At 73.5% G+C, this 19,911-nt stretch carries 12 protein-coding genes; 2 read left to right on the forward strand and 10 right to left on the reverse strand.

What is annotated here, in order from left to right:
* Positions 1-33: 33 nt before the first annotated feature.
* On the reverse strand, positions 34-825 hold the full coding sequence (gene fabG, locus AC5WAM_RS00960; protein ID WP_495521153.1) for a 3-oxoacyl-ACP reductase FabG: 792 nt from the start codon (positions 823-825) through the stop codon (positions 34-36).
* A 197-nt stretch (positions 826-1,022) separates the two neighbouring features.
* On the opposite strand from fabG, the gene AC5WAM_RS00965 reads away from it, so the two are divergent.
* Complete coding sequence (locus tag AC5WAM_RS00965; RefSeq protein ID WP_495521154.1) at positions 1,023-1,817, forward strand: enoyl-CoA hydratase/isomerase family protein; 795 nt, start codon at positions 1,023-1,025, stop codon at positions 1,815-1,817.
* On the opposite strand, the gene AC5WAM_RS00970 is transcribed toward AC5WAM_RS00965, so the two are convergent.
* The 3 genes from AC5WAM_RS00970 to AC5WAM_RS00980 all read right to left on the reverse strand — a co-directional run bounded on the left by AC5WAM_RS00970 (position 1,771) and on the right by AC5WAM_RS00980 (position 8,913).
* A complete protein-coding gene (locus tag AC5WAM_RS00970) occupies positions 1,771-3,321 on the reverse strand; it encodes an MFS transporter (RefSeq protein WP_495521155.1) in 1,551 nt (516 codons plus the stop codon). The genes AC5WAM_RS00965 and AC5WAM_RS00970 overlap by 47 nt on opposite strands.
* 167 nt (positions 3,322-3,488) lie before the next feature.
* Positions 3,489-7,697 (reverse strand): amino acid adenylation domain-containing protein, encoded by a 4,209-nt coding sequence (locus AC5WAM_RS00975; protein WP_495521156.1) that lies wholly within the window; start codon positions 7,695-7,697, stop codon positions 3,489-3,491.
* A gap of 25 nt (positions 7,698-7,722) precedes the next feature.
* Entirely contained in the window at positions 7,723-8,913 is a 1,191-nt protein-coding gene (locus tag AC5WAM_RS00980) for an NAD(P)/FAD-dependent oxidoreductase (RefSeq protein ID WP_495521157.1), read from the reverse strand.
* A gap of 148 nt (positions 8,914-9,061) precedes the next feature.
* On the opposite strand from AC5WAM_RS00980, the gene AC5WAM_RS00985 reads away from it, so the two are divergent.
* A complete protein-coding gene (locus AC5WAM_RS00985; protein WP_495521158.1) occupies positions 9,062-10,105 on the forward strand; it encodes a zinc-dependent alcohol dehydrogenase family protein in 1,044 nt (347 codons plus the stop codon).
* A 56-nt stretch (positions 10,106-10,161) separates the two neighbouring features.
* Here the strand turns inward: AC5WAM_RS00985 and AC5WAM_RS00990 are convergent, their stop codons facing one another.
* The 6 genes from AC5WAM_RS00990 to AC5WAM_RS01015 form a co-directional block, all read right to left on the reverse strand.
* Entirely contained in the window at positions 10,162-10,794 is a 633-nt protein-coding gene (locus AC5WAM_RS00990) for a DUF2461 family protein (protein WP_495521159.1), read from the reverse strand.
* 14 nt (positions 10,795-10,808) lie between these two features.
* The gene (locus tag AC5WAM_RS00995) at positions 10,809-12,035 is read right to left on the reverse strand and encodes a cytochrome P450 (protein WP_495521160.1); all 1,227 of its coding nucleotides are present in this window, start codon (positions 12,033-12,035) and stop codon (positions 10,809-10,811) included.
* A 31-nt stretch (positions 12,036-12,066) separates the two neighbouring features.
* A complete protein-coding gene (locus AC5WAM_RS01000) occupies positions 12,067-13,926 on the reverse strand; it encodes a non-ribosomal peptide synthetase (protein WP_495521161.1) in 1,860 nt (619 codons plus the stop codon).
* Entirely contained in the window at positions 13,923-14,918 is a 996-nt protein-coding gene (locus tag AC5WAM_RS01005) for a TauD/TfdA family dioxygenase (protein WP_495521162.1), read from the reverse strand. The genes AC5WAM_RS01000 and AC5WAM_RS01005 overlap by 4 nt, the downstream gene beginning before the upstream one ends.
* 50 nt (positions 14,919-14,968) lie before the next feature.
* Positions 14,969-15,745, reverse strand: coding sequence for a thioesterase II family protein (locus AC5WAM_RS01010; RefSeq protein ID WP_495521163.1), 777 nt, complete (start codon positions 15,743-15,745; stop codon positions 14,969-14,971).
* Positions 15,746-15,915: 170 nt separating this feature from the next.
* Positions 15,916-19,911, reverse strand: coding sequence for a non-ribosomal peptide synthetase (locus tag AC5WAM_RS01015; protein ID WP_495521164.1), 3,996 nt, complete (start codon positions 19,909-19,911; stop codon positions 15,916-15,918).

Genomic DNA, 19,911 nt, shown 5'->3' on the forward strand with positions numbered 1-19,911 from the left:
CGCCCCGGGACGACGGGCGGGAACGGGTGACTCTCAGTCGTGGACGGCGCCGGGCAGGAACGCCGCGGCGGAGAGCCCTCCGTCGACGGTGAGGGTGGTTCCCGTGACGTAGCCGGCCTCGGGCGAGGCCAGGAAGCTCACACAGGCGGCGATCTCGGCGGGCCTGGCGGCCCGTCGTGCCGGGATCGCCGCGCGGGCCGAACGTCTCAGGAACGCGACGTCACGCACGAGTTCGGTCTCGACGAGTCCGGGAGCCACCGCGTTGACGGTGATGCCGCGTCGAGCGACTTCGACGGCCACCGATCTGGTCAGGGCCTCCAGGCCCGCTTTGGCCGTCGCGTAATTGGCCACGCCCGGCAATGATCGACCGCCGAGCACGGAACCGATGTTCACGATACGACCGAAACGCGCCTTCCCCATAGCGGGAAGAGCTCTGCGCACGGTCCGGTAGACGGAATTCAGGTTGGTGTCCAGCACCACATTCCAGTCGTCCAGTTCCATGGCGGAGAAGACCTGATCGGACCGGATCCCGGCATTGTTTATCAATACCGTGACAGGCCCGAAGGCGGATTCGGCGGAATCGAAAATTCTTTCCACGTCGGTGGAAACGGTGACGTCGGCCCGGACGGCGAGCGCCTTGCCACCGGCGCGTTCGACCGCCTCGACCGTGCGCTGCGCGGCGGCCTCGTCCGCGCGGTAACCGACAACAACGGGCCTTCCGGTGGCGGCGAGCGAGAGCGCGATGGCAGCGCCGATCCCGCGTGACGCGCCCGTCACCAGAGAACAACTTTCGTCAGGTGGACGCAATGGAGCGACGTTCGGCATGCAACCCCCGTGGAACATCGCGTACGAAGAGCCGACGTATAAGGATTCACGTCGGCGGTCTGAGGGCGATGGTAGGACACCGACCTCGAAAAGTCACCGTCGTTAAGCGGTCTTGTGAGCGTCCTTACCCAGACCTACGCTGCCGTGCCATGGAAATGAGTTCGGCGGCCGATTCCTCACATTCCCCATCCGTCACCGTGTCCCACGTCCCCGTCTCCCCCCAGGGGCGCACGGCCGTGGTGACCCTCGACCGTCCCGACGCCGGCAACGCGATGGACACCCCCCTGCTGGTCCAGCTCACGGAGGCGCTGCGGTCCCTGACGGCCGATCCGGAGCTGCGGGGGGTCCTCGTCACGGGCGCGGGGCGGGCCTTCTGTCTCGGCGGCGATCTGCGCGCGTACCACCAGGCCATGTCGGACCCGCAGTTCGACGCCGTGGCCTACGGCGACCGGCTGACGGGGCTGCTGTCCGAAGTCGTACTGACCATACGCTCCTTGGGCTGCCCGGTCCTGGCCGCGGTCAACGGCCAGGCGGCGGGCGCCGGGTTCTCCCTCGCGCTGGCCTGCGACCTGCGCATCGCTTCGCGCCGGGCGTCCTTCCACTTCGCGTACGGCGCCATCGGGGCCTCGACGGACGCCGGCATGGCCTGGTTCCTGCCCCGCGTGGTCGGCCACGCCCGCGCGCTGGAACTGCTTCTGGAACAGCCCGTCCTGCGCCCCCCACAGGCGCTGAAGGAGGGCCTGGTCGGTGCGGTCGTCGACCCCGCGGACCTGGTGGACGCGGGGCTACGCCGACTTGAGGAGCTGGCGCAGGCCGCCCCGCACGCCGTCCGCAGCGCCAAGCGGCTGCTCGACCGGAGCCTGTCGACCGGCCTCGCGGACCACCTCGAGCTGGAGCGCGCGGACTTCGCGGCCGGGGTGGCCTCACGTGACATGCGGCGCGGGGTCACGTCCCTTCTCGCCGGGGAGTGGCCCGAGTTCCGGGGCGAGTGACCTCACCGCTGTCGCCCGTGGCGGCCTCGGCACCGTCGCCCCTGCCCGCCCTGTCCCCTGTGTCGTCCCCGCCGCCCGTACTGTCCTGGTCGTAGCCGCCGTCCACGCCGCGTACGCGCCCGGCGTCCGCGCCTCGTGCACGGCCGGAACCAGCACCTCGCGCACGCCCAGTGTCCGCGCCCAGGAACAGGACCGACACCACGGCGGGGAGGGTGACCGCCGACGCCCACAGCCAGCCGTGCCGCAGCGCATCGCGCAGCTCGGGTGGAGCGGGGGTGCCGACCACGGCCACCAACAGCGCCACCCCGAAGACCGCGCCCACCTGCCGTGCCGTCGCGTTGCCCGCCGAGCCCACCGCGTACCGCGCCACCGGCACCTGGGCGAGCGACGCGGCGCTCAGCGTCGGCAGGGCGATGCCGGCGCCGAGGCCGGTCAGCGCGCTGACCGGCAGCCACTGGCCCAGGAAGTCCGGGTCGGGCCCGATCCAGGTCCCGTACAGGAGCGCGCCGACCGCGAAGACCACCAGGCCCAGCAGAGCGACGGCGCGCGCCCCGGTCCTGCGGGCAAGGCGCTCGGCCGGCAGCGCGACGAGGGCAGCGGCGATCGGGGCGGGGGTGACGGCCAAGCCCGTGCGCAGCGTGGAGTAGTGCCAGATCGAGGTCAGATACAGCACGTTGCACAGCAGGGTGGCGAAGAAGGCCACCGCGAAGACCAGGGACACGGCATTGGCGACGGCGAAGGTACGCAGTCGCAGCAAGGCCGGGTCGAAGGCGGGTGCCGGGTGTCGCGCCGAGCGCAGCGCCATCCCGGCGAGGGCCGCCACCGCGAGCGCCAGGGAGCCGACCGTGGCGGCGGAGGCCCAGCCCCAGTCGTCGCCCTTGACCGCCGCCGCGGCCAGCGCCCCGACGCCCACGCCGAGCAGGGCGGCGCCGATCAGGTCCGGCATCGGCAGGCCCCGCGGCTCGCGGCTCTCGTGCAGCACCCGCCATCCCAGGACTCCCGCCAGCGCCCCCAGCGGGAGGTTGACCACGAACACCAGCTCCCAGCCCTGGGCGCTGATCAGCACCCCACCGACCGAGGGCCCGATGCCGGCGGCGGCCGCCGAGGTCGCGCCGTACGCAGCGACCGCCGCGGCCCGGCGCCCGGCCGGGTACACCTCCAGGAGCAGCGCCAGCGACGTCGGCACCAGCATCGCCCCGCCCACGGCCTGTACGACGCGGGCGGCCACGAGCACGTCGACGCTCCCCGCCAGCGCGCACACCCCCGAGGCGAGGGTGAACACCGCGAGCCCCGCCAGGAAGGCCCGCCTGCGCCCCCAGCGGTCGGCGAGGCGGCCGAAGGGCATCAGGAAGGCGGCGAAGACGATGTTGTAGGCGTTCAGCACCCACGACAGGTCTCCCAGGGAGTCCGCGGGGAACGAGTGGTGCATGTCGGGGATCGCGATGTTCACGATCGTCGCGTCCAGGAACGCCATGAAGGCGGCGACGAGGGTGACCGCGGTCACCGGGCCCGTCCGTGGCACGGATCGATCAGGCACCAGACTCAGCCCCCCCTGTCCTCCGGTCCCTCACCGAGCCGCCGCACGAGGAGCACTGCCCCCGTGGGCAGAACGCGCAGACCTTACGGGGCGAGGGCGACAGCCACAAGGGACGGGCGTGGAGTCCGCCGCATTCACGCCAGGGTGGTGCCGGACCACGTAGGCCGTTCCGCGCTCTCCAGGTCGGCCAGCAGCACGGCTGCGATCTCGGACCGCGGCTGCGGATCCATCAGTTCCTCGTGGCGGAACCCGATCCGGGCGACCTGGACCGCGCCCTCGACGTGGGGCGCCCAGCACTCCGCCCGGGCCCGGAGTTCGTCCTCGGTGGCGCCCTTCGTGCCGACGAACAACCGGACGGAGCCGGTGAAGCGGGTGGGGGCGTAGCGCTGGGCCAGGACCGCGTTGTTGCGCATCACGGCGAGGACGCGCTCCAGGTGCCGGGCGCCGATGCCTGCGAGCCTGCTGCCCTCGTCCCGGGCGAGGGCGAGCGCGCTGTCCGGGGTCAGCGCGGTGCCGGGGTGACGGATTCCCGCGTGGTCCAGGAAGGCCGCGAGCAGTTCGCTCTCCGACGGCGGCCGCTCCCCCGCGACGGCGGGTCGGCTGTCCACCACCGTCAGCGAGGCGACCACCGCGCCCGCGGCCCGCAGCCGCACCGCCGCCTCGAAGGCGAGCAGCCCCCCGAAGGACCAGCCGAGCAGGTGGTAGGGCCCGTTCGGACGGAGCTCCCGGATGCGGCCGACGTACTCCTCGGCCACCTCCTCGACCGACGCCGGGAACCGGGAGGAGCCGCCGATGTGGGGCGATTGCAGACCGAAGACGGGCCGGGCGGGACCCAGGTGCGCGGCCAGACCCGCGTAGGGAAGGCTCAGGCCGAGAGCGGGGTGGAAGCAGAACAGCGGGGGCCGGGAGCCGGAGGACCGTATCGGAAGGACCGGCGCGAAGGAGTCCTGCGGAGTGTCCTGCGGGGTGTCCTGTGCAGAGTGCTGTGGCGTTGCGCGCGCGGTGTCCGGTCGCGCTGGCGTGCCCGGGGCTCCGGCACCCTTGTCCCTGAGTACGACGGCCAGTTCGGCCGCGGTCGGCGCGGTCAGGATGTCGGTCAGGGACAGGCGCACGCCCAGGGCGCGGCGGATGCGCGACAGCGCCTGGGTGGCCAGGAGAGAGTGTCCGCCCGCTTCGAAGAAGCTGTCCCTGACCCCGATCCGTACGCCCCCGAGGACGTCGCTCCAGATGTCGAGGAGCGCCGCCTCCACCTCGTCCCCGGGAACGTCGTCGGTGGGTGTCCGGCCCAGGTGGGCCTCCGGGTCGGGCAGGGAGCGGCGGTCCACCTTGCCGTTGGCCGTCAGCGGGAGCCGGTCGAGGAAGACGATCGCGGACGCGGCCATGAAGGCGGGCAGCCGTTCCGCCATGCGGCGGGCGAGGTCGTGCTCGGCGGCCGGGTCCGCCACCACATAGGCGATCAGGCGCGCCTCCTCGGTTCCGGCGGCGTCGACGACGACCACGGCGTCCTTGACCTGCGCCGAGGAGAGCAGCACCGTCTCGATCTCGCCCGGCTCGACGCGGTAGCCGCGGACCTTCACCTGGTGGTCGAGCCGTCCTCGGAAGTCGAGTTCGCCGCCGGGCAGTGACCGGACCAGGTCCCCGGTGCGGTACATGCGGCTGCCCGCCGGGCCGTAGGGGTTGGGCAGGAACTTCTCCGCGGTCATGTCGGGCCGGCGCCAGTAGCCCCGGGCGAGGCCCGGGCCCGCGAGGTACAGCTCGCCGACGACGCCGACGGGGACCGGCGACAGCGCCTCGTCCAGGACGAGGGCCTGGGTGCCCGGGAGTGGATGGCCGATGGTGATCCGTTCCGCCGTGGTCACCTCGCGGCCCGTGGCGTAGGTCGTGTACTCCGTGGGGCCGTACAGGTTGTTGATCCGTGCCCGCGGTGCGAGTCGGCGCAGCTGGGCCACGATCTCCGGCCGCAGGGCCTCCCCCGCCAGGTTGATCGCGCGTACGCCGGTCGGTATGCGGCCCGCTTCGGCGAGGACCCGGCCCACCGACGGCACGATGTTGAGCAGGCTCACGCCCCCGCAACTGTCCGGAGCGTCACCCGCGGCCCCGGCGTCCGTGTCCAGCAGGTCCAGGGCGTTGTCCGCCAGGATCACCGTGCCGCCGACCGACAGCGGCGCGAACAGCTCGAAGACGGAGAGGTCGAAGGAGATCGACGTGCTGAACAGCACCCGGGCGAGCTCCTCCTCGGTGAAGGACGTGCTGGCCCAGCGCACGAACGCGACCGCGTTCTCGTGCCGCAGCACGACTCCCTTCGGGCGGCCCGTCGATCCGGAGGTGTACAGGCAGTACGCCGCGTTGTCCGGCACCGCACCGGCGTCTTCGTACGCCCCGGCGACCGTGAACGGCTCGTCGATCAGGAGCAGTTCGGCCGCGGGCCCCTCCAGCCGGTGGGCGACGTCGGAGGAGGTCACCACCACCTTCGCCCCGCTGTCCTCCAGCATGCCCCGGACGCGGGCCCGGGGGTACTCCGGGTCCAGCGGCAGGTAGGCGCCGCCCGCCTTCAGCACGGCCAGCAGGGCGACGACCATCGTGGCCGAGCGGCCGAGGAAGACGCCGACGAGCTGCTCGGGACCGATCCCCCGCTCCCGCAGCAGCGCTGCCGCGCGGTCGGCCCTGGCGTCGAGTTCGCGGTAGGTGAGCCGCTCCTCTCCGGCGACCACCGCGAGGGCGTCGGGCGTGCGGCGTGCGGTGCCTTCCACCAGGTGGTGCAGGCAGGTGTCGTCGAGGGTGTGCCGGGGCGCTCGGGACAGTTCGGCGACCCGGTCGGCGAGCCGGGCGTCCGGGAGGAGGGACAGCGCGCGCAGGAGGGCGGCCGGGTGTCGGGTGACCCGGTCGAGCACGGTCAGGATGCCGTCGGCCAGGCCCTCGACGGTCGACCGGTCGAACAGGTCGGTCGCGTACTCCAGGCCCGCCGTGATCGATCCGTCGGGGCCGATCTCCTCCGTGACGAAGGTCAGGTCGAACTTCGCCGTACGGTCCCCGGTGTCCAGCCGGGTGACCCGCAGCTCGCCCAGGCGGTGCTCGCCCGGGGTCAGATGGGCGGACATCACCTGGAAGAGGGGGTGGGCGCCGGCCTCGCGGGCGGGGGCCAGTTCGGCGACGAGGCGGCCGATGGGCAGGTCGCGGTGGTCGTAGGCGCCGAGCAGGTCGGTGCGCACGCTGTCCAGGAGGGACAGGAAGGTGCTGTCCCTGCCGATGGTGCTCCGCAGGACGACGGTGTTGACGAAGTAGCCGATCAGACGGGCGGCTTCGTCGTGCGAGCGCGCGTCCACCGGGAACCCGACGCAGATGTCCGACTGCCGGGTCCACTTCGCCAGCGTCGCGTGGAAGCCCGCGAGCAGCACCATGTACAGGGTGGCGTCGTGTTCCTTGCGCAAGCCCTCCAGGCGCGCGGCGAGCTCCGGTGGCACGCTGAACCTCAGCATGTCGCCGGACTGGGTGGGCACCGCGGGACGGCTCCTGTCGGTCGGCATGTCCAGCAGCGGGGCCGCTCCGGCGAGCCGGTCCTTCCAGTACCGCAACTGCCGTGCGTAGTCGGGCCCTTCGGCCCACTCCCGCTGCCATACGGCGTAGTCGGCGTACTGCGCGACCGGCGGCGGCAGCGGGGACGTCCGGCCCGCCGCGAAGGCGCGGTACAGCGCGTCCAGTTCGTCGAACATGATCGCGGTGGAGGGTCCGTCGATGGCGATGTGCGGGACGGTGACCAGGAGGACGTGGTCGGTGGGCTCGTTGCGGACCAGGTGCACCAGCAGCGAAGGGTCGGCCGCCAGGTCGAAGCGGTGGTCGGTGTGGGCGTCGCTGATCGCCGCCAGCCGGTCCGCGCGCCGCTCCGGCGGCAGCTGCGAGAGGTCGGTGACGTCCATGAGGACCTCGCCGGGCGGGTCGACGATCTGGTGTCCGACCCCGTTCTCGGAGACGTAGCGCGTGCGCAGGCTCTCGTGCCTGCGCACGAGTTCCGCGAACGCGCCGCGCAGTGCGCGCTCGTCCAGCTCGCCCCGCAGACGCAGGTCGGTCCGTACGTTGTACGCCATGTCGTGGGCGCCGAGCTGGTCGATGTACCAGAGCCCTTCCTGGCCCAGGGAGAGAGGGAGGCGCGTCGGGCGCGGCCTGCCGGTGAGGGAGGTCCGGTCCTGGCTGAGCGCCGCGACGATCTCGGTTCTGGCGCTCCGCAGGGCGGCGAGGACGGCCGGGGCGAGCGGCTCGGGCGCGCGGTAGCGCAGCGAGCCCTCGTGGACCCACAGACGGGTGCCGGAGGCGCGCAGCTCGGCGAGCAGGCTCTGCACATCGCTCATGACCAACTCCTGGTGGGTGGCGGCGCTAGCTCAGCGCGAGGAGGTCCAGCAGGTCCTCGTTGTAGAAGTCGTCGAGGCCGCAGGCCCCGGACAGGGTGCCGAAGTACCGGTCGACCAGGTCCTGGCGACCGGCGATCGCCCGCAGCAGGGAGAGCCGTGACTCCGGGACCCTGAGTTCGGCGGTCGTGAGGGTGCTGCGGTAGAAGCCCAGGAACCGCTGCTCCAGTTCGGCGGCGTACCGCACGAGTGCCGCGTCGAGGCGCGGCTCCTCGTCCAGGCCGGTGCCGATGCTCTCGGCGAGGAGCTCTGCCTGGAGGAAGGCGTCGGTGATGCCGCGTGCGGCGATGGAGTCCTTGTGGTGGGCGGCGTCGCCGACCAGCGCCCAGCCGGGGCCCGCCGCGCGGCGCAGGTAGTTCTGCTGGTCACCGGTGCCGTAGAGCCGTTCGGCCCGGCGGGCATCGGTCATCCGCTCGGCCAGGCGGGGGGCGGTCGTGCGCACCGCCTCCAGATAGGCGGGCTCGGCCGCCGCGCGCACGGTCTCGAAGTCCGCCTGCGGGAAGTACGTCATCACCAGCGTGAGCGCGTCGTTCGTCGGGATCACCCCGATCCACCGGCCGGGCCGCTCGTACAGCTCGAAGTCGGCGGGCAGGCCTTCCCAGTAGCTGTAGTAGGTGCAGGTCAAGCGCCGGTCCTCGGTGACCGTCGGGGCCTGCGCCCGCCGGGCGACGAGCGAGCGCATGCCGTCGGCGCCGACGACGAGCCGGGCGCGTTCGACCGACCGCTGCCCTCGGGGTGTGGTGTACGCGACTCCGGTGACCCGGTCGCCGTCGAAGAGGAGGTCGTCGACGCGGCACCCCTGGCGGAGTTCCGCGCCCGCCGCGACCGCGGCATCGGCGAGGAGGGGGTCGAGCACGTGGCGGCGGGGCGCCCATCCCGCCCGCTGGCCCCCGACGGGCGGGGAACAGCCCGAGATGCTGACGTCAGCGGCCTCGTACCGCACGCGTTCGAGGGGCGGGCAGCCGGAGTCCCGCACCGCGGCGAGGAATCCCCAGCGGTCCAGGAGCGCGGTGCCGGGCTGGTGGATGTAGTGCGAGGAGAGCGTGTCCCGCGGGAAGCGGACCCGGTCCATGAGCAGGACGCGGTGTCCGGCGCGCGCCAGGAGCATCGCCGTAGGAGATCCCGCGCAGCGCGCGCCCACCACAATGACGTCGTACATCTTGTCTTCTTCCTCCTGGTTGTCGGGCGGTGGACGGTATGGGCCCGTTGATTGCGCCGGGCCGCTGCGCCTTAATGAGGGCGGCGATAGTGGTGTCCCGCCGCTTCCCGTCGTAGCCGTGCGGTCCGGACGAGAGGGAGGGGTTCGCGTGCGTGCGATCGTGATCCGGGCGCCGCGCGACGTCCGTGTCGAGGAGGTGCCGGACCCGGTCGTGCGACGGCCGACGGACGCCGTGGTGCGCCTCGTCGGCTCCTGCGTCTGCGGCAGCGACCTGTGGGCGTACCGAGGGGTGGCACGCACCGCGCCGGGGCAGCGGATGGGGCACGAGTTCGTGGGCGTCGTGGAGGAGACCGGGTCCGAGGTGTCCCGGCTGCGGCCCGGGGACTTCGTCATCGCGCCGTTCGCCTGGTCCGACGGGGTCTGTGAGCACTGCCGCGAGGGCCTGCACACCTCGTGCCCGCAGGGCGGGTTCTGGGGCGACGAGGGCTCCGACGGCGGGCAGGGCGAGGCGGTGCGGGTGCCGTTCGCGGACGCGACGCTGGTGCCACTGCCGCCCGAGCTCGCCGGGGAGCGGAAGCTGCTGCCCGGCCTGCTCGCGCTGTCCGACGTCCTGAGCACCGGTCACCACGCGGCGGTGAGCGCGCAGGTGCGCCCGGGTGCCACGGTCGCGGTGGTCGGCGACGGCGCGGTGGGGCTGTGCGGGGTGCTTGCCGCGCGGCGCCTCGGCGCGGAACGCGTCCTGCTGCTCGGCCACCACGAGCAGCGCGTCGGCGTGGCGCGCGCCTTCGGCGCCACCGACGTCATCTCCGTGCGGGGCGAGGCCGCCGTGGCAGCGGTGCGCGACCTGACCGGCGGCCGGGGTGCCCACGCGGTGCTGGAGGCGGTCGGCACCGCCCGGTCGCTGGGCACCGCCCTCGCCATCGCCCGGGACGGCGGTGCGGTCGGCTGCGTCGGGGTGCCGTACGGCGGCAACGCGGGGGTGGATCTGCGCCGGATGTTCGACCACAACATCGCCCTGCGCGGGGGCATCGCCCCGGTCCGCGCCTACATTCCCGAGCTCCTGCCGGACGTGCTGTCCGGCGCCCTGGATCCGGGGCCCGTCTTCGACCGCACGGTCCCGCTGGCCGAGGTGCCCGACGGCTACCGGGCGATGGACGACCGCTCGGCCCTGAAGGTGCGCATCACGTTCTGAGCGCGCGCGGCGGCGGTACGGGGGCGGCTCCGCTGCCGCGCGGTGTCCTGGTCCCGTCAGGCGGCGCGCTTCACGTGCCGGACCAGCCACCTCAGCAGGGGATCCAGATCGGCGGCGGCCGACAGGACCCGGTCGACGGCCTCGGGGGTGTGCAGCCAGTCCTCGTCGCCGAGGTACCGGGCGGCGATCAGGGAACGGTGGCGCAGCAGATGGGTGCGGGCGTGGTCCACCGGATAGCCGCGCGGGGGGCGTTTCATCACGTCCCCGGAGATCTCGTAGCCCTTCTTCCGTACGTCCTCGACGAGGGCGGCCAGTTGGCGGCCGCTGCCTTCGGCGGCCACCGCCTTGCGGAACGCGTCCACCTGGCCGGGGTCGGGATACCACCAGGCGCCCTGGATCCGCAGGCCGTCCAGGTCGAAGTGGAGGCCGATCTCGATCTTGCGGCCGAGGCGGATCACCGCGCCCTGGTGCTGCCACCACCACGCGTCGGTGCGGTAGTGCCAGACGGAGAAGTCCTCGTAGCGGGGGTCGGCGTCCGCGACCTCGTGCAGCAGGGCGATCATCGGCTGCCGGACGAGGTGCTCGCGGTCCGCGCGGCAGCGCTCGCGGGTCGTGGGGGACGGCTCGCCCTGCAACTGCACCAGCACGTCCATGGCCCGCTCCGGCCAGCCTGTGAACCGTCCACGCATCCGCGCAGGATAGCTCACCCATGATCCGCGCGCGGGGACAGCGAGACGGGCAGGGAGGCGTAGCCCCAGACGTGGTGCGAGGCGTTGCGGCGGGGCTCGCCGGCCAGTTCCACCTTCCCTGTGCGGTGGGCGAGTTCGCCGAGGAACACCGTGAGCAGGAGCCGGGCGAGCGGGGCGCCCAGGCAGAAGTGCACTCCGGTGCCGAACGTGAGGTGGCGGTTGGGCCGCCGGTCGAAGCGGACGGTGTCGGGTTCCTCGAAGGCGGAGGCGTCGCGGTTGACCGACGTGAGCCACACCACGACCGCGTCACCGGCCTTGATCCGGGCGCCGGACAGGGTGAGGTCGCGGGTGGCGACGCGCAGCACGTGGGTCGCCGGGGCCGTCAGGCGCAGGATCTCCTCGACGACGGGCGCCGTCTCCAGGCGGCCCGCGCGCAGTTCGGCCCATGCCGTCGAGTGCCTCAGCAGGGCCAGCAGGCCCGAGGTCATGGCGTTGCGGCTGGTCTCGGTGGCGGCGACGATCACGTTGTCGCAGGCCAGGATGATCTCCTCGTCCGAGATGTCCTGGCCGCGGGAACGGGCGTGCAGCAGCGCGGAGACGACGTTGGCGTCGGGGGCGCCGGGCGGTTCGAACAGCGCCTCGGTGTAGTAGCGCAGGATCTCCAGGTGGGCCTCCTGGACCTCGCCGCTGTCCACGTCGGCGCCGGTGACGCAGGCCATGGCGGCTTCCAGCGGGCCGACGGCGTCGTCGCGGACGCCGAGGAGTTCCGCGGTGACGGCCAGGGGGATGCGGGCGGCGATGTCCGTGGCGACGTCGCAGTGACCGGCCGTCAGCGCCTCGTCGATCAGCGCCGCCGTGACCTGGCGGGCGCGGGTTTCGAGGCGGGCCATGGCGCGCGGCGTGAACAGGGGGGTGAGGGCCTTGCGGATCACGTCGTGGCGGGGCGGGTCGGTGAGGGCCAGCATCGTTCCGGCCCCCGGGTAGGGCTCGGTGAGGTTCTCCCGGAGCATGGTGCCGCGGGTGGAGGTGAAGTCCTTCCAGTCCCTGAGCACCCGCTGGGCGTCCTCGTAGCCGGTCACCGACCAGAAGCCGCCCCGCTCCCCCTCGTCCTGCCAGCTGACCGGGCGCGTGTCCCGCAGTTCCCGCCACAGGCCGTGGGGATCGCCGCGGGCGTACAGGTCCGGGTCCGTGAGGGAGGGCGCGGGGCCGGAGAAGGGGCACTCTGGGGGCGCGAGGGGCACGGGTGCACTCCGTTCGGGGTCCGGTGGGGCCCTAGGGCCGGTCGGCGAGGAGGTCTTCGACGTGGCGGGCGAGCTCCCGCAGCTGGGGGTGCTGGTAGACGGCGCGGGTGGAGATCACCACGCCCAGGCTTCTCTTGAGGCCCGCGATCACCTTGAGGGCCATCAGGGAGTGCCCGCCGAGCACGAAGAAGTCGTCGTCGGCGCGGACCCGGTCCCGGCCGAGCACCTCGGCCCAGGTCCGCGCGATCAACGGCTCGACGGGCCCGGTCGGTTCGAGGTGCCCGTCCTCGTCCGCCGGGCGCGCCGCCCGGGCGCGGTCGGCCGCGGCCGGCAGGGCGGCGTGGTCCAGTTTGCCGTTGGCGGTCAGCGGCATGTCCGGCAGGACGGTGAGGCGGGAGGGCACCAGGTAGGGCGGCAGGGTCGCGGCGAGGTGGCGCAGCAGGCGGGCCGCCGTCCGTGCGGGGGCGTCGGCCGTGGCGGGGCCGTGGGCCAGGGTGCAGTACGCGGACAGGCCGCGCGCGGTGTCCGCGGTGACCGCCGCCGCGGCGACGTCCGGGTGGTCGGCCAGGACCGTCTCGATCTCGCCCGGTTCGATGCGGAAGCCGTGCAGTTTCACCTGGCGGTCGGTGCGGCCGAGGTAGTCGAGGGTGCCGTCGGCGCGGCGTCGTACGCGGTCCCCGGTGCGGTACATCCGGGATCCCGGTGGCGCCGCGGCCGCCGGGTCGGGCAGGAACCGTTCGGCGGTGAGGGCGGGTCGGCCCAGATACGCCTGCGCGACGCCGGCGCCGGCGAGGAACAGCTCGCCCTCGGTGCCGTCGGGCACCGGCCGCAGCTGCCCGTCGAGCACCTGGCCCCGTACGCCGTGCAGCGGCAGGCCCAGATGCGTCCGGTCGCCGGTGATCCACGCGGCGGTGGCGTCGACGGTGGTCTCGGTGGGGCCGTAGACGTTGACCGCTTCGACGAGCCCGCGCTCGGCCGCCAGCGCGAGGTCCCGCCACAGGGGCGTAGGGATCGGCTCCCCGCCGACGAACAGGCGCAGCGGTGTGGGACCGGGGCGTTCGAGCAGCAGGTCGCTCAGGACCTGCCAGTGCGAAGGGGTCACGTCGAGGTCGGTCACGCCGTGGTCGCGCACATGCGCGGCGAAGGCGGCGGGTTCGGAGCGCAGCCGGTCGTCGATCAGGACGAGGGTGTCGCCGCGGCACACCCGGGTCCACTGCTGGACGGACGCGTCGAAGGAGACGCTGGCGTTCCAGCCGACCGTCCTGGGCGCGTCCGCGTAGAGCCCGCCGTGTTCCAGGGCGGCGATCAGGTGGGCCACGCCGCCGCGGGAGACGACGACGCCCTTGGGCCGGCCGGTCGAACCCGAGGTGTAGATGACGTAGGCGGGGTCGTCGGGGGTGTGGGTCGCCTCCGGGCGGCGGGCGGCGGTGTCCGGGGCCCGCTCGTCCACGGTCACCGGGCGGACGCCCTGCTGGGGCGCCGGGTCCGGCCGGTCGGTGACGACCAGGCGCAGGTCCGCGTCCCGCGTCATGTGCGCGAGGCGCTCGGTGGGGTAGCCCGGATCGAGCGGGACGTACGCGCCGCCCGCCCGCCACACCGCGAGCAGCGCGACGACGAGGTCCACCGAACGCGGCAGCCGCACGCCCACCAGCGTGCCGCGGCGCACGCCGTGCCCGGCAAGCACGTCGGCAAGGCGGGCGCTGCGGTCCTTCAGTTCGCCGAAGCTCAGGCAGCGGTGGCCGTCGCGGACCGCGGGCCTGTCCGGGGCGCGGTCCGCCTCCCGCAGGAAGCGCAGGACCGGATCCTCGTGGGGGCCGGGTCCCGGGTCCGCCGGTGTCCGCGCGCTGTCCGTGTCCGGCGTGGCGGCCGCCTTCGTCGTACGGGGGGTCATGCGGCAAGGCCCGCGAGGGCGGGCACCGTGGGCCGGCAGTCCTCCAGGCGGACGGGGTCGCCCATCGCCACGAGGATCCTGCGCTCGCCCCGGAAGGCCTGGCGGCCGTGGGCGGCGAGCACGTTGTCCACCACCATCAGGTCGCCGGGCCGCCAGCGCTCCCACACGGTGGCCTTGTCGTACGCGGCGTGGATGGCGGCGATGTCCTCCTCGGCGAGCGGCTCCCCGTCGCCGTAGGAGGTGTTGAACGGGAGCCGGTCCGGGCCGAGTTCGCCCGTCAGGACGTCGCGGATGTCCGGGTCGAGGGACCAGGCGTTCCAGAACGCCACGTGGTTGAACCAGACCTCGTCGCCGGTGCGCGGGTGCCGGATGACCGCGGAGCGGCGCTGGGTGGTGCGCAGGCTGCCGTGCTCGTCCCAGGTGTGGGCGATGCGCTGGCGGCGGCAGTACGCGGCCACGGCGTCGGTGGAGTCGGTGCCGAAGGCGGTGCGCCAGTCGAGCGAGAGGTGCTCGTCGTAGGTGCGCGTCAGGGCCCAGCCCTGCCGCCGGAACCGCTCGGTGAGCTCGTCGGGCAGGTGGCGCAGCACCTCCCGGCAGTCGGCGACGGGTGTGGCGCCGCCGTGGTCGGGCGCGGTCAGACAGCAGAACAGCAGGGTGCCGGGGAAGGTGAGGGTGTAGCTGTTCTCGTTGTGCAGCCGGATGGGCTGGCTGGGCGGCAGGTCCGTCGAGGAGAAGACGTCGTCGCCGTAGGCGGTGCGGGGTGTGGCCTTCTCGCGGTAGGCGGCGTTCTCGGTCAGCAGCCGGTTGCGCAGCGCAGCGAAGTCCTGGGGCGTGGTGACGGGCAGGCCGCGCAGACAGACCGCGCCGTACCGGTCGAGGGCCGAGCGCAGGGGTGCCCGTACGGAGTCCAGCCAGGCGCCTGCCTCGGCCACGTCCTGGGTGTGCGGGGCCTGGACGAGGGCGGGTCGTCCGGCCGGCTTGACGCAGTCCACGATTGCCTCTCCTTGTGAAGGACGGTCGGCCCGGTCCTGGTGACGGGCGGTCAGCCCAGCGTCGGCCGGTGCCCGGTCGGCGCCGCGAAGTGCGTGGGCAGCGCCTCCCAGACCGCCGGGGTGTAGAAGTGGCCGCCGGGCAGCCGGTCGGCGCGCAGGGTCCCGCTGGTCGCCTCGGCCCACTGCCGGTCGGCTTCCGGTTCGATGACGGGGTCGTCCGCGCCGTACAGGACCTGCACGGGCACGCTCGTGCGGGTCCTGGACGGCCGGTAGGAGTCGCGTACCCGTACGTCGGCCCGCATCAGGTCGATCGCCATGCGGCGCAGGTAGGCGTCCTCGAGCGCGTAGTCGGGCAGGGAGCCGCTGGTGCGCATCCAGAGCAGCAGGTCCTCGTCGCTGTCCTCGGCGCGCGGGAAGCGGTCCCGTTCGGTGACTCCGCGGTACGGGGCGTTGCAGGAGGACACGATCAGGGTCTGCGGCAGGGGGCCGCCCCGGTGTTCGAGGCGGGTGGCCACGTCGTACGCCATCCAGCCGCCCATGCTGTGGCCGAACAGGACGTAGGGCAGCTCGCCCGCGGCGCTGCGCACCGCCTCGGTGGTGTCCTCGGCCAGCTCCTCCCAGCCGGGGGCGAAGTCCTCGGCGAACCGGGCCTCGCGGCCGGGGTAGCACACCAGCGCGAAGTCCGTCTCCTCGTCGAGCAGGGGACCCCAGCCGCGGTAGGCGCCGGTGCCGCCGCCGCAGAAGCCCAGGCACACCAGGGTCCGCCGGGCCGCGGGCCTGGGCAGGGGGCGGATCACGGCCCGCCGCGGGTCGAGGCGGGTGGTCATCGCGGTGTCCCTCTCCGCCGGGGTGCTGTCGCGGCCCGGTGTCCCGGGCGTGCGGACGTGGCCCTGAGGTCGCTCACTTCGGCTCCTTCCTCGTGCCCGGCGCGGGTCCTGGCACGGCACGGCCGTCGGGTCGTGCGCATGGGTCGTGCGCGTGGATCGTGCCGGTGGGGTCAGATCTCGGTGAAGTTCAGGCCCGCCTCGGCGATCGCCGTGAGGGCGGTGGCCAGTCGGGGCGCGTGGCGCTCGTCGAGCAGGGTGAAGTGGTTGCCGGGCACGGTGTGGGTCACCACGTCGGGGAGCACCTCGCCCCAGCCGTGGTCGGGTCCTTGGCGCAGCGCGGCGTAGGGGTCGGGCGAGGCGCCGGTCTCGGCAGCGCGCAGGAGGTGCACCGGGCCGTCGTAGGGGTGCGGGGCGTAGTCCAGGTAGGCGTTGCGGTTGCGCTCGATCGCCCGCCGCAGCCGGGCCAGTTCGTCGGGGGCCTCGTCGCCGATGGCCGTGTCCAGGCCCTCCGTGGCGATGATGTCCAGGTCCAGGAGCGCGGCGCGCGCCGCGGCCCGTTCGGCGGTCTCCAGGCGCCGTCCGTCGGGCGGCACCCAGGTGTCCAGCAGGACGGTGCCGATGACGTCCTCGCCGCGTTTGTGCCACGCGCGGGCCATCTCCAGGGCGATGCATCCGCCCATGGACCAGCCGGCGAGCAGGACGGGGCTGAGCCCGCGCACGCCGTCGACCGCCTCGACGTAGCGGGCCGCGAGGCTCTCGACCGTGTGCTCGGCCTCGCCGTGCGGGGACTGCAGGCCGAGGACGGAGAAGTCGTCGCCGAACGCCCGGGCGACGGCGTGGAAGGGCAGCGCCGACCCGGACGTGGCGTGGACGAAGACGACCAGGGGCCTGCCGGGGCGCGGCGCCAAGGGGACCAGGCTGGTCTCCGGGGCGCTGTGGGTGAAGTCGAGGCGCTCGGCGAGCCGCCGGACCGTCGGCGCCTCGAACACGTCGGCCACCCGCAGGCGCACGCCGAGGCGGCGCGCGCACACCGCGATCAGCTTGAAGATCTTCAGGGAGTGACCGCCCAGGTCGAAGAAGCTGTCGGTCACCCCCACCTCGGCCAGGCCGAGCGCCTCCGCGTAGCTGAGGGCGAGCTGGCGCTCCACTTCGCCCTCGGGCGGCACCCGGGGGGTGGTGCGCGGGAGCGTCTCGCCGAGCCAGGCCCGTTGCAGCGCCCGGCGGTCGGTCTTGCCGTTGACGTTGACGGGGATGGACTCGACGGCCTGGACGCCGGCGGGGACCATGGTCTGCGGGAGCGCGCCGCGCGCGTGGTCGAGCAGGGCCGCGGCGTCGAACCGGGCGCCGGGCGCGGTGCGGACGAAGGCGGCGAGGGCCCGGTCGACGCCCTCGCCCACCGTGACCACGACGCATTCGGCGACGTCGGGGTGGAGGCGAAGGACCGCCTCCACCTCGGCGAGTTCGATGCGGTTGCCTCGGATCTTGACCTGGGTGTCCAGGCGTTCCAGGAAGGTCACCGTGCCGTCCGGCCGGTAGCGGCACAGGTCGCCGGTGCGGTACATGCGGCTGCCCGGCGGGCCGTACGGGTCGGGCAGGAAGCGCTCGGCGGTCAGGTCCGGGCGGTGGTGGTAGCCGTGGCTGATGCCGATCGGGGAGCTGAGGTACGCCTCGCCGGGCACGTTGACCGGCACCACGTTCAGCTCCTCGTCCAGCACGTACATCCGGTAGTGCCGGTGGGGGCGGCCCAGGGGCACGACCGGGTCGCCGGGGGTGTCGGCGAGGCGGGTGCTGATCATGCAGGCGGTCTCCGTCGGGCCGTAGCCGTTGATCAGCTCGGTGCCGAGGGCGGCGAACTTCGCGTGGAACGCGTCGCGCAGGCCCGGTGTCACCACTTCGCCGCCGGTGTGCAGATAGCGCACGGCGCGCCAGCGCCCGGGGTCCTCGATGTGGTCGACGACCGCCTGCAACAGGGTCGGGGTGAGGTACACGGTGGTCACCGCGTGCCGTTCGACCACCTCCACGAGCTGCTCCGGGTCCTTGTCCGCGCCCGGTGGGCACACCACGATGCGGGCGCCCACGTACAGCGGCCACAGGATCTCCCACAGCGAGGTGTCGAATCCGTAGGACGTCTTGAACAGCATGACGTCGTCGGGCCGGTAGGCCAGCTGGCGCTGCATCTCCAGGATGTCGGCGACGGCCGTGGCGACCGGGCAGATGACGGCCTTCGGCTTGCCGGTGGATCCCGAGGTGTACAGCAGGTGGGAGACGTTGTGGCAGTCGCCCTGGGCCGGGAGGTCGCCGTCGGCCTCGGCCGTCGCGGCCGTGTCGAGATCCGCGAAGGTGTGCACGGACCAGGTCCCGACGGGCATCCGGCCGGTGCCGTCCGCCTCGGCGACCACGAGCTCCGGGGCGGTGTCCTGGAGCATGAACGCCAGGCGGGCGTCCGGCAGTTGGGGGTCGAGGGGCACATAGGCCGCGCCGCTCTTGGCGACGGCGTACACCATCGCCAGCGTGCGGACGCTGCGGTCCATGAACAGCGCCACCCGGGTTCCGGGCCCGGCGCCCAGGCCGCGCAGCGCCCGGGCAAGGCGGTTGGCCCAGGCGTTGAACTCGCCGTAGCTGAGGGTCTGATCGCCCACCTCGACGGCGACGGCGTCGGGGGTGCGCGCGACCTGCCGCTCGAAGGGCTCGGCCAGGGTGGCGTACGGGACGTCGAGCGGCTGGTGGGGGTTGAGGCCGTACAGGATCCGCTGCCGCTCCGCGTCGGTGACCAGCGGGTGGGTGCCGACGGCCGCGTCGGGGTCCGCCGCGAGCGCGGTGCTCAGGTGCAGCCAGATGTCGCGGAACCGGTCGAGGGTCGTGGCGTCGAAGAGGGCCGCCGAGCACTCCATGACCCCGCTGACGCCCCGCGGCGTCTCCGACAGCGTCACCGACAGCTCCCACTTGGCCGTGCCGTACTCCAGGAGCTTGAGCGGGTTCATCTGCGCGCCGCGCAACTGGAGCCGTTCGTCGCTCTGGAAGCCGAAGAAGGTCTGGAAGACGGGGTGGGTGGTGAGGCGGCGCGGGGTGCCCAGGGCGTCCACGATCCGTTCGAAGGGCACCGTCTGGTGGTCCTGGGCCTCGGCGGTGGTGGTGTGCACGGCGCGGATGACGTCGTGGAAGGACGCGGCGGCGACCACGTCGGTGCGCAGCGCCACCGACTTCACGAAGCATCCGGCGATCCGCTCGGCGTCGGGGTGGTCCCGGCCGCTGAGGGCGGTGCCGACGACGGTGTCGCGCTGCGCGGTCAGCCGCATCAGGAACACCTTGTAGGCGGCGAGCAGCACCACGAACAGCGTGGTGCCGTTGCGCGTGGCCAGGCCCTTCAGGGCACCGACCAGGGCGGGCGGCAGGTCGAGGGCGACGGAGTGGCCGCTGCGGCTCGGCTCGTCGCCGCGCGGCCGGTCGGCGGGCAGGTCGAGGACGGCCAGGTCGCCGCCGAGCTTCTCCTTCCAGTAGGCGAGTTCGACGACGGCGCGGTCCTTGTCGGCCGTGTCGTCGAGCCAGGCCGCGTAGTCGAGGAAGCCGACGTCCGGCGGCGGCCCGAGCGGCGCGCCCGCCAGCAGGGCGCTCAGCTCCTCCATGTACGTCGACATGGAGGCGTAGTCGTTGACGATGTGGTGGACGACGAACACCAGCAGCACGGCGTCGCCGGGCAGGGCGACGGCCGTGACGCGGAACAGGGGCGGCCGGTCGACGCGCAGCGGCACCTGGGCGGCGGCGTTGGCGATCTCCTCGGCGCGGCGCTCGGCGTCCTCGGCGGGCAGCGCGCGCAGGTCGTGCCAGTCCACGTCGGGGTCGAACGGCGGCCGGTCGTACTGGCGGGCCTCGCCGTCCTCGACGGTGATCCGCAGCCGCAGCGCGTCGTGCCGCTCGACCAGGGTGCGCAGGGCGCGGCGCAGGTCGGCCTCGGTGCAGGCCCAGGGGATGCGCAGGTTGTCGAAGCAGTTGTACTCGGTGCTGTCCGGGAAGAGCTGGGTGAAGAACCAGATGCCCGCCTGGGCGGGGGTGAGCGGCACGCCCGTGCCGGGCCGGTGCGCGGGGATGGCCAGGTGGCGGGTGGTGGTGACGCTCTGGCTGAGCAGCCGCCTGATCAGTTCGTGCCGGGCGTCGGTCGTCTTGTCCAT

It is taken from the genome of Streptomyces sp. JLYT201, assembly GCF_059448825.1.